This window comes from Pseudomonas sp. PB103 (genome assembly GCF_009764635.1).
Lineage (GTDB): Bacteria > Pseudomonadota > Gammaproteobacteria > Pseudomonadales > Pseudomonadaceae > Aquipseudomonas.
Genome location: NZ_RWIL01000048.1, coordinates 59,149 through 68,991, shown reverse-complemented (window position 1 = coordinate 68,991; position 9,843 = coordinate 59,149). Strand labels below are relative to the sequence as shown.

General features: G+C 62.1%; 8 protein-coding genes. 3 read left to right on the top strand and 5 right to left on the bottom strand.

Features of this window, described 5'->3' with window-relative positions; translation table 11 throughout:
• Positions 1-60 precede the first annotated feature (60 nt).
• The gene (gene yrfG / locus EJA70_RS08805) at positions 61-723 is read right to left on the bottom strand and encodes a GMP/IMP nucleotidase (RefSeq protein WP_158830499.1); all 663 of its coding nucleotides are present in this window, start codon (positions 721-723) and stop codon (positions 61-63) included.
• A gap of 88 nt (positions 724-811) precedes the next feature.
• Here yrfG and nudE point away from each other — a divergent pair, with 88 nt between their 5' ends.
• Both nudE and cysQ read left to right on the top strand, forming a co-directional pair.
• Positions 812-1,378, top strand: coding sequence for an ADP compounds hydrolase NudE (gene nudE / locus EJA70_RS08800; protein WP_008080503.1), 567 nt, complete (start codon positions 812-814; stop codon positions 1,376-1,378).
• A gap of 11 nt (positions 1,379-1,389) precedes the next feature.
• Positions 1,390-2,217, top strand: a complete 828-nt coding sequence (gene cysQ, locus EJA70_RS08795) for a 3'(2'),5'-bisphosphate nucleotidase CysQ (protein WP_008080504.1) — start codon at positions 1,390-1,392, stop codon at positions 2,215-2,217.
• Positions 2,218-2,280: 63 nt separating this feature from the next.
• Here the strand turns inward: cysQ and EJA70_RS08790 are convergent, their stop codons facing one another.
• From EJA70_RS08790 to rfbC, 4 genes are read right to left on the bottom strand one after another with little or no spacing between them, the layout of a single operon-like run.
• Entirely contained in the window at positions 2,281-2,736 is a 456-nt protein-coding gene (locus tag EJA70_RS08790) for a thioesterase domain-containing protein (protein ID WP_008080505.1), read from the bottom strand.
• Positions 2,733-4,118 (bottom strand): sigma-54 dependent transcriptional regulator, encoded by a 1,386-nt coding sequence (locus EJA70_RS08785; RefSeq protein WP_158830498.1) that lies wholly within the window; start codon positions 4,116-4,118, stop codon positions 2,733-2,735. The genes EJA70_RS08790 and EJA70_RS08785 overlap by 4 nt, the downstream gene beginning before the upstream one ends.
• Positions 4,115-5,923 carry an ATP-binding protein gene (locus tag EJA70_RS08780; RefSeq protein WP_158830497.1) on the bottom strand — a complete coding sequence of 603 codons (1,809 nt, stop codon included), beginning with the start codon at positions 5,921-5,923 and terminating at the stop codon, positions 4,115-4,117. Before EJA70_RS08780 ends, EJA70_RS08785 begins: the two co-directional genes overlap by 4 nt.
• Before the next feature lie 42 nt (positions 5,924-5,965).
• Complete coding sequence (gene rfbC / locus EJA70_RS08775; protein WP_008080508.1) at positions 5,966-6,511, bottom strand: dTDP-4-dehydrorhamnose 3,5-epimerase; 546 nt, start codon at positions 6,509-6,511, stop codon at positions 5,966-5,968.
• A gap of 168 nt (positions 6,512-6,679) precedes the next feature.
• Between rfbC and EJA70_RS08770 the strand changes: the two genes are divergently transcribed.
• Entirely contained in the window at positions 6,680-9,592 is a 2,913-nt protein-coding gene (locus EJA70_RS08770; protein ID WP_158830496.1) for an aminotransferase, read from the top strand.
• Positions 9,593-9,843 lie beyond the last annotated feature (251 nt).

Below are 9,843 nucleotides of genomic sequence, written 5' to 3'. Positions count from 1 at the left end.
CTTTTGATCTTTAAACTGCAAGATCAAAAGATCGCAGCCTGCGGCAGCTCCTACAGCGGATCAAAGGTTGGCGATCAGGTCGCGGTAATCCTCGACGGCGGCAAACTCGGCGGTGTCCCTCGGGCCTTTGCGGCTGTCGGGCTGTCTGACTGCCAGCAAATGCGCCACACCAAAATCCCGCGCGCTGCGCAAGATCGGCAGGGTGTCGTCGATAAACAGGCTGCGGGTCGGATCGAAACCGATGTCCGCTTGCAAGGCATCCCAGAACTGCGGGTTCTCCTTGGGGAAACCGTAATCATGCGAGCTGATCAGCCGCTCGAAGTACGGCGCCAGTTCTATCCGCTCCAGTTTCAGCGACAACGAATCGCGGTGCGCGTTGGTGATCATGATCACCCGCTTGCCGGCCCGTTTGATCGCCTCGAGAAAGGTGTCGGCATCCGGCCGCAAAGCGATCAGGTGTGCGGTCTCCTGCTTCAACTCGCGCACTGACAGCTTCAGTTCTGTGCTCCAGAAATCCAGGCAGTACCACTGCAACTGGCCGGCATGACGCTGGAACAGCGGCTGTAATTCCATGTCGGCCATCGCCCGGCTGACCCCGTGCAGTTCGGCGTAGCGCTGGGGCAGGTGTTCCAGCCAGAAATGGTTGTCGAAGTGCAGATCCAGCAGCGTGCCGTCCATGTCCAGCAGGACGGTATCGATGTCGGACCAGGGTAAAGAAGGCATGGCAACGTCTCGAGCGGTAGAAAGATATCCGACGTAAACAATCGGGAAAGCCGCGTTATAGTAGCGCGTTCACGCCAAGGAGCTTTGCATGCGCCAGAAACCTACCGTACTCGCCCGCGAGATCGTCGCCACCAGTCGTCTGTTTTGCGTTGAAGAGCTGAAACTGCGTTTTTCCAATGGCGTGGAGCGCACCTACGAACGATTGGTCGGCAAGGGCGCCGGCTACGGCGCGGTGATGATCGTGGCGATGCTCGATGCCGAACACGCAGTGTTGGTCGAGGAATACTGCGGTGGGACTGACGAGTATGAGCTGTCATTGCCTAAAGGTTTGATCGAGCCGGGCGAAGATGTACTGGCGGCGGCCGAGCGCGAGCTCAAGGAAGAAGCCGGTTTTGGCGCGCGACAACTGGAACATCTGACCGAGCTGTCGTTGTCGCCCGGTTACATGAGCCAGAAGATCCAAGTGGTGCTGGCCACCGATTTGTATGAAGAGCGCCTGGAAGGGGATGAGCCCGAGCCGATGCGGGTCGACAAGGTCAACCTGCGTGACTTGTCGATGCTGGCGCAGAACCCGCAATTCTCCGAAGGCCGCGCACTGGCGGCGCTTTATTTGACCCGTGACCTGCTGACCCAGCGCGGGTTCTTTCAGTTATGAGTGAGATGTCGATGAACTTTCCCCATCCGTTGATGGCGCCGGTGGTTGCGCTGGCATTGCAGGCAGGCGACGCGATTCTGCCGTTCTGGCGCGCAGGCGTCGAAGTCACGGCCAAGTCCGATGACTCGCCGGTGACCGCTGCCGACCTGGCGGCACACCATGTGATCGTGGCGGGCCTGACGGCGCTGGACCCAAGCATTCCGGTGCTGTCGGAAGAAGACGCCAACATCGCGCAGAACGTGCGCGCCGGATGGCAGCGCTGGTGGCTGGTGGATCCGCTGGACGGCACCAAGGAGTTCATCAGTGGCAGTGAAGAATTTACCGTCAACATCGCGCTGATTGAAAACGGTCAGGTGGTATTTGGCGTGGTGTCGATGCCCACCAACGGTCGTTTCTATGTCGGTGGTGCCGGTCTCGGCGCATGGCGTTGCGACAAGGACGGCACGCCGGTTTCGATTCAGGTGCGTGACGTGCCTGGGCCGGGTGAGGCATTTACGGTCGTCGCCAGCCGCCGGCATTCCAGCCCTGAGCAGGAGCGTTTGCTCGCCGGCCTGAGCGCCAGCCTGGGCGAATTGCAGTTGACGAGCATTGGTAGCTCGCTGAAGTTTTGCCTGTTGGCGGAAGGGGCGGCCGATTGCTATCCGCGACTGGCGCCGACTTCGCAGTGGGACACGGCGGCGGCGCAGGGTGTGCTCGAAGGCGCGGGCGGTGAGGTGTTGGATCTGAGCGGTGCAGCGTTCTGCTATCCGCCGCGGGAATCGCTGCTGAATACGTCGTTCCTGGCATTGCCGGCGAAGGCTGCGTGGCGTGCGAAGTTGCTGGAACTGGCACGCGGTTAAGATCAAAGATCGCAGCCCGTGGCACGGTCCTGTAGGAGCTGCCGCAGGCTGCGATCTTTTGCTCTAACGGTGCAACACGTACTGCCCCGTAAACGTCACCGCATCGATATCACTCCCGGCATTGACGATCCGCGTCTGTAGCACCAACCGCGCCCGCCCATACCGCTGATACATTGCCAAAAACCGTTTCCACACCACCGCATCCGGCGCCGGGCAAATCGCCGTGGCATCGCCCGTCACCGGCAACGGATAACTGATCTGCCCCTCCTGAATCACGATGTGCCCGTCCTCGATCCCCGCTTCCTTCAAGCGCAAATGCAACCAGCCCCAGCCGGCCAGCACCGCGCCGCAGTAGAGGCTGCCGCCAAACATGGTGCTCTTGTGATTGACGTTGCGGTCCAGCGGCAAATGCAGGCTCAACTGCTGATCACGCCAGTCGAGCACCTTGAGGCCCATGTCCCGGGTCAGCGGGATGTCATGGTGCAGAATGGCTTCCAGAGCGTCGCTGCTGGTGCTCATTCGTTCTCCTCCCCATGGCTGCTGTCACCGAAGTTCAGGCCGTGCTTGCGCAGTTTGTCGTGCAGTGTCTTGCGTGGAATCCCCAGCGCCTCGGCGAGGCTGCGCACCGAGCTGTGGGAGCGCGCCAGTTCGGCCGCGATCAACGACTTTTCGAAGTTTTCCACTTGCTCGCTGAGACCCCCATTGATGACCTGCACGGTACTGGCGCCATGGCCATCGGCGTCACTGTTGTCCAGCGCCAGTTCCAGGCCGAGGGCGAAACGTTCGGCAGCATTTTGCAGTTCACGCACGTTGCCAGGCCAGGTGTGACGCAACAGCAGGGCGCGTTGTGCCGGTTGCAGCTCGTGGGGCGGCAGGCCGTGGCGAGCGCTGGCTTCGTCGGCGTAATGCTGAAACAACACCAGCGCGTCTTCGCCGCGTTCGCGCAGCGGCGGAATGCGCAGCGGCGCGACGTTGAGGCGGTAATACAAGTCGGCGCGGAAGCGCCCCTGATCAGCGGCCTGACGCAGGTCTTCCTTGGTCGCGGCGATGACGCGGATGTCCAGCGGGATCAGTTGATTGCCACCCAGCCGTTCGACCACGCGCTCCTGCAACATGCGCAGCAGTTTCACCTGCACGTCCATGCTCATGCTCTCGATTTCATCGAGAAACAATGTGCCGCCGTTGGCGAATTCGAACTTGCCGATCCGGCGTTTTTGCGCGCCAGTGAATGCGCCGGGCTCGTGGCCGAACAACTCGCTTTCCACCACGGATTCGGCCAGCGCACCGGCGTTGATCGCCACGAACGGGCCGTTACGGCGGCTGGATAAATCGTGCAGTGCACGGGCGACGACTTCTTTGCCGGCACCGGTTTCACCGAGGATCAGCACGTCAGCCTTGGTCGCGGCCAGCGCGCCGATCTGCTCGCGCAGGCGCAGCATCGGCGTTGAATGACCGACCAGCCGCGCGCTCAACTCATTACGATCGCTCAAGGCCAGACGCAGGCTGCGGTTGTCCAGCACCAGCCGGCGCAGGGCCAGCGCGCGGCGCACGCTGTCGAGCAGCGCGTCGCTGGCAAAGGGCTTTTCGAGAAAGTCATACGCACCGGCGCGCATCGCCTGCACCGCCAGCGGCACGTCGCCGTGGCCGGTGATCAGCAACACCGGCAACTCCGGATCCTGGGCGTGCAATTGGCTGAGCAATTCCAGGCCGTCCATGCCCGGCATGCGGATATCACTGACCACCACGCCCGGCCAGTCACGCTCCAGTTGCCCGGCCAGACCTTTGGCTTCGGACAGCGGCAGGATTTTCAGGCCAGCCAGATCCAGGGTTTGCCCGAGGGCCTGACGCAGGTGCGGATCGTCGTCGATCAACACCACCTGAATGCGATTGTCGATGGTCATGCACTTCGATCCTCGGACGGTTGCAGGCTGACCCCGGGCGCACCGGCGCGCAGCCGCAGGGTGATCAAGGCGCCGCCTTGCTTGTGGTTGGCGAATGACAATTCACCGCCGAAGGCGCGCATCAGCGTTTCACAGATGGCCAGGCCCAAACCGAGGCCCTGCGTGCGCGTCTTGGTGGTGTAGAAAGGCTCGCTGGCGCGGCCGAGGGCTTCCATGCAGAACCCCGGGCCGTTGTCGCGAATGTACAGATTGACGCCCTCGGCGGTGGATTCGGCACTCAACCACAATTTGCGCGGCGGGCCTTTTTCGGTGAGGGCGTCGAGGGCGTTGGCGAGCAGGTTGCCGAGGACCTGGCGCAGTCGGGTTTCCCCGGCCTCGACCCACAGGGTGGCGGCCGGCAGATCGCGGATCAGTTCGACTTCCATGCTGCGGCGTCGTTTGGCCAACAGTGCCAGCGCATCGTCCAGCGCCGGTTGCAGGGCGACGCTTTCCGGGGCGTGGCGATCGCGGCGGGCGAAGGCGCGCAAGTGGGCGATGATCGAGGCCATGCGCCCGGTCAGTTCGCTGATCAACTTGAGGTTGCCGCGCGCGTCGTCGGTGCGTTGATGATCGAGCAGCACCTCGGCGTTCTCCGCGTAGCTGCGGATCGCTGCCAGCGGCTGATTGAGTTCGTGGCTGATGCTCGCCGACATCGTCCCCAGTGCCGACAGTTTGCCCGCCTGCACCAAATCATCCTGGGCGCGGACCAACTCCTGCTGCGCCGTTTCGCGCTCGAGCACTTCCTGTTTCAAGCGCCGGTTGAGGCCTTCGAGATCGCTGGTGCGCTCGGCGACGCGGCCTTCCAGCTCACGGCGCGCCTTGGCCTCGAACGCGATGCGTTCCAGGTAGTGGCGGCGGCGTTGCATCATCAAACCGAGCAGCAACATCACCACCAGCAGCGTGGCGCCGCCGATGGCCACCACCGTGCGCACCGGGCGGTCGATCAGCGTACGCGGGGCGAGGATGCTCACGCTCCAGCCGGTTTCGGCAATGTCGTGGGTCTGCGTCAGCCATGCGCTGGGGCTGAGGTTCAGCGGCCGTGGTTCGCGGGTCGGGTAGGGCTGAATAGCGGTGATCGCCGAGCGCTCGGCATCGCTCAGGATGCGGGTCGAGCGAAAGCGCCATTCCGGGCGTGACGTGAGGATGACCACGCCGTTGTGATCCGTGACCAGCAATTGTTCCGGGGTTTTGCCCCACAGACTTTCGGTGTGGTCGAGGTCGACCTTGATTACCAGCACACCGACGATTTTTTCGCCATTGCGCACGGCGGCGGCAAAGAAATAACCGCGTTTGGCAGACGTTGTACCGAGACCGAAGAAGCGCCCCAGGCGCCCGGCCATGGCTTCGCTGAAATACGGCCGGAAGGAGAAATTACGCCCGACAAAGCTGTCATGTTTGTCCCAGTTCGACGCCGCCAGCGTCTGGCCGCTGGTGTCCATCAGGTACATGACTTCGGCGCCGGTCTGTGCCGAGATGTTTTTCAGCAGACGGTTGGCATTGCCCTGCGTGACGCCATCGTCCGGCGCCCCGAGCACGGCGCGCAAGGCCGGGAGGTCGCCGAGGATTTGCGGCAACACTTCATAGCGATGCAGGGTGCCCAGCAGGTTGGCGACGTACAGGTCGAGGGTCTGGCGGTTCTGGCCAGCCAGCTCACTGCGGTAATACCGTTCGGCGAGGTGTTCCAGCGGCCACAGCAGCGGCGCCAGACACAACGCCAGCAGGGCGAGGCTGCGCCAGCGAGGTCTGCGGGGAAGGGTTGGTTTCATGAGCCGGATGCGCCTGGGGTGACAGGCGCATTATGCCTAGGCTCAGGCGAAGACGTCAGCGTCCTTGAACAACGCGGCAGCCTGATCCTTGGCCGACAGCTTCGGCGCTTCGTCCAGCTGCCAGTCGATGCCCAGCGCAGGGTCATCCCAGCGAATGCTGCGCTCGGACGCTGGGTCGTAGTAATTGGTGGTCTTGTAGAGGAATTCGGCGAACTCGCTCAGCACCACGAAACCATGGGCGAAGCCTTCCGGTACCCACAGTTGGCGATGGTTTTCAGCAGAAAGACGCACGGCCACAGACTTGCCGAAATGCGGCGAACTGCGACGAATGTCCACGGCCACATCGAGCACTTCACCGACGGTGACGCGGACCAGTTTGCCCTGAGTGTTTTGCAGCTGGTAATGCAGGCCGCGCAACACGCCTTTTTGCGAGCGCGAGTGGTTGTCCTGGACGAACTGCGTGTCCAGACCCGTGGCGTCCTGGAACGCCTTGGCGTTGAAACTCTCGTAGAAGAAACCGCGCTCGTCACCAAAAACCTTGGGTTCGATGATCAGAACACCGGGCAGATCGGTGGTGATTACATTCATGAGGATTTCCATAGGCAGGTGTGAATGGCCGACATTCTTGCGCAAAGTGCCGGAGGGCGCGAGTGTTCAGATACAAATATCCGTCTGTGCTGTAACAACCGTTAGGGCTTGCGCATCGTCAGCAGCAATGGCGATATAAGCGCCTAATAAAATTTCAGGGGTCGTTTCATGCCGCTCGCCACGTTGATTCATCGCGCCAGTTTGCCCAGTCCGCAGGTTTCTGCAGAGCAGGCCCAGCAATGGCTGGCAGAACATTACGGGCTCAGCGGCACGTTGCAGGCGCTCGGCAGTCAGCAGGATCTGAATTATCGCGTCGACAGCCCGCGTGGCCGGTTCGTGCTGAAAATCTGCCGTGGCGATTACGCCCTTGTCGAATTGCAGGCCCAGCATGCGGGCCTGAAGTTTCTGGCCGAGCATTCGGCGGTGAAGGTGCCACGGGTGATCGCGGCCAATAGCGGCGCCGATCTGCTGTCGCTGCACGTCGGCGGTGAAGCGGTGCATGTGCGCCTGCTCGATTACATCGAGGGCCAATCGTTGACCCATCTCGATCATCTGGGCCAGGCGGTGGTGGCCGGGTTTGGTCGACTCTGCGGTGAGATGGACCTGGCGCTGGCCGGCTTCGACCATCCGGGGCTTGAGCGCACGCTGCAATGGGATGCGCGCCACGCCAGTGCGCTGATCAGTCATTTGCTGCCGGTCATCAAGGATGAACGTCAGCGGGCATTGATCGCCGCGGCGGCCGAACAGGCCGAGCGACGTTTGCAGCCGTTGCTCGACACGTTGCCGGTGCAGGCGATCCACATGGACATCACCGATGACAATGCTGTGTGGGCGCGCGATGCCGGGCGTCACTGGCAGTTGCAGGGGGTGATCGATTTCGGCGATCTGGTGCGCACCTGGCGCATCACCGATTTGTCGGTGACCTGCGCCGCGTTGCTGCATCACGCGGGCGGCGATCCATTTGTCATCCTGCCGGCCGTGCAGGCGTATCACGCGGTCAACCCGCTGCAACACGAAGAATTGCAGGCGCTTTGGCCATTGATCGTCGCGCGTGCGGCGGTGCTGGTGCTCAGTGGCGAGCAGCAGGTCAGCATCGATCCCTCGAATACCTACAGCCGCGACAACCTCAGCCATGAGTGGGAAATTTTCCGCGTGGCCACGTCGGTGCCACTGGCGCTGATGGAAGCGGCAATTCTTACGGCTGTCGGCCACGCCTTGCCGGCGATCGACAGCGAAGGTTTTGCGCCATTGTTGCCGGGTCTGGTCGGGCGTGAATTTGCGCTGATTGATCTTGGTGTTCTGAGCCCGCATTTCGAGGCCGGTAATTGGGAGCAGGAGGGCATCGATCAGCGGCTGTTGAACGAGGCGGCGGCCGCCCATGGTTTGGCGGCGAGCCGTTATGGTCAGTACCGTTTGTCGCGCACGCGGCCCGATAGCGCCGATGAACCGGACACATTCCCGCTGCACGTCGAATTGCGTGTGCCGAATGGCACTGCTGTGGAGTCGCCGTTCGCGGGCGTGGTGCATCAGGCGCCTGATGGCGCGCTGCAACTCGACGGCCCGCAGCTCAGCGTTCGCCTGTGGGGCGTGACACCTTCGCTGCACAGTGGCGCGGCGCTGGTCAAAGGCCAAGTGCTGGGCGCGGTCAGTGGGCCTTTGCGTGTGCAGTTGTGCCGAGGCGCGCAACTCAATGCGCCGCTGTTTTGCACGCCATCCCATGCGCCGGCATGGCAGGCACTGTGTCCATCGCCTGCTGCGTTGCTGGGGCTGGCCTGTGATGCCGAGCCGGAGCTGGATGGTAAAACCCTGCTGCAACGGCGCGACGCCAGTTTTGCCCGCACGCAAAAACACTATTACGTCGATCCGCCGCGCATCGAACGCGGCTGGCGCAATCACCTGATCGACATGCAGGGCCGCTCCTATCTGGACATGCTCAACAACGTCGCGGTGCTCGGTCACGGCCATCCGCGCATGGCGGCGGTCGCGGCACGGCAGTGGTCCTTGCTCAACACCAACTCGCGGTTCAACTATGCAGCGGTCGCCGAGTTTTCCGAACGCTTGCTGAAGCTCGCGCCGGAAGGCATGGACCGGGTGTTTCTGGTCAATAGCGGCAGCGAAGCCAATGACCTGGCGATTCGTCTGGCGTGGGCGTACAGCGGCGGTCGCGACATGCTCAGCGTGCTTGAGGCCTATCACGGCTGGACGGTCGGCGCCGATGCGGTCTCGACGTCGATTGCCGACAACCCGAAAGCCTTGGAAAGTCGACCGGACTGGGTACATCCCGTGACGGCGCCGAACACCTATCGCGGTGAATTCCGTGGCCTCGATTCGGCGCCGGATTACGTGCGCAGCGTTGAGCATCAGTTGCAAAAGCTCGCTGAGCAAAAACGCCAATTGGCCGGGTTTATCTGCGAGCCGGTGTACGGCAATGCCGGTGGCATCTCGCTGCCGCCGGGTTATCTGCAACAGGTGTACGCCTTGGTGCGCGCGCAGGGCGGGGTGTGCATCGCCGACGAAGTACAGGTCGGTTATGGGCGTATGGGCAACTTCTTCTGGGGCTTTGAAGATCAGGGCGTGGTGCCGGACATCATCACCATGGCCAAGGGCATGGGCAACGGCCAGCCACTCGGTGCGGTGATTACCCGCCGGGAGATCGCCGAGGCGCTGGAGGCCGAGGGTTATTTCTTCTCGTCGGCGGGTGGCAGTCCGGTCAGTTGCCAGATCGGCATGGCGGTGCTCGATGTCATGGAAGAAGAAAAACTCTGGGAGAACGCGCAGGTGGTCGGTGGCCACTTCAAGGCGCGGCTCGAAGCGTTGATCGATAAACATCCGCTGGTGGGTGCGGTGCATGGTTCCGGGTTCTATCTCGGGCTTGAGTTGATCCGAAATCGCGAAACGCTGGAGGCGGCGACCGAGGAGACCGCCGTGCTCTGCGATCGCCTGCGCGAGCTGGGGATCTTCATGCAGCCGACCGGCGATGATTTGAACATTCTCAAGATCAAACCACCGATGGTGACGTCGCGCCGCAGTGTCGACTTCTTCGTCGACATGCTGGATCGGGTGCTCACCGAGGGCCTCTGACACTCACCCCATGTAGGAGCTGCCGAAGGCTGCGATCTTTTGATCTTGTTTACAAGAGCAAAATCAAGAGATCGCAGCCTTCGGCAGCTCCTACAGAGTTTCGGGGTTAATTCGATTTGTATCGGCTTTATGTGCGATAAATTAGACGAAATGCATTTTCGTAGCTTCTAAAGCCGATATTTATCGGCTATAAAGTCGCCATTGCTCCGGCTTGGCGATCGCTTGTCCGGTGCGCGCGTTTTCTTTTCGGT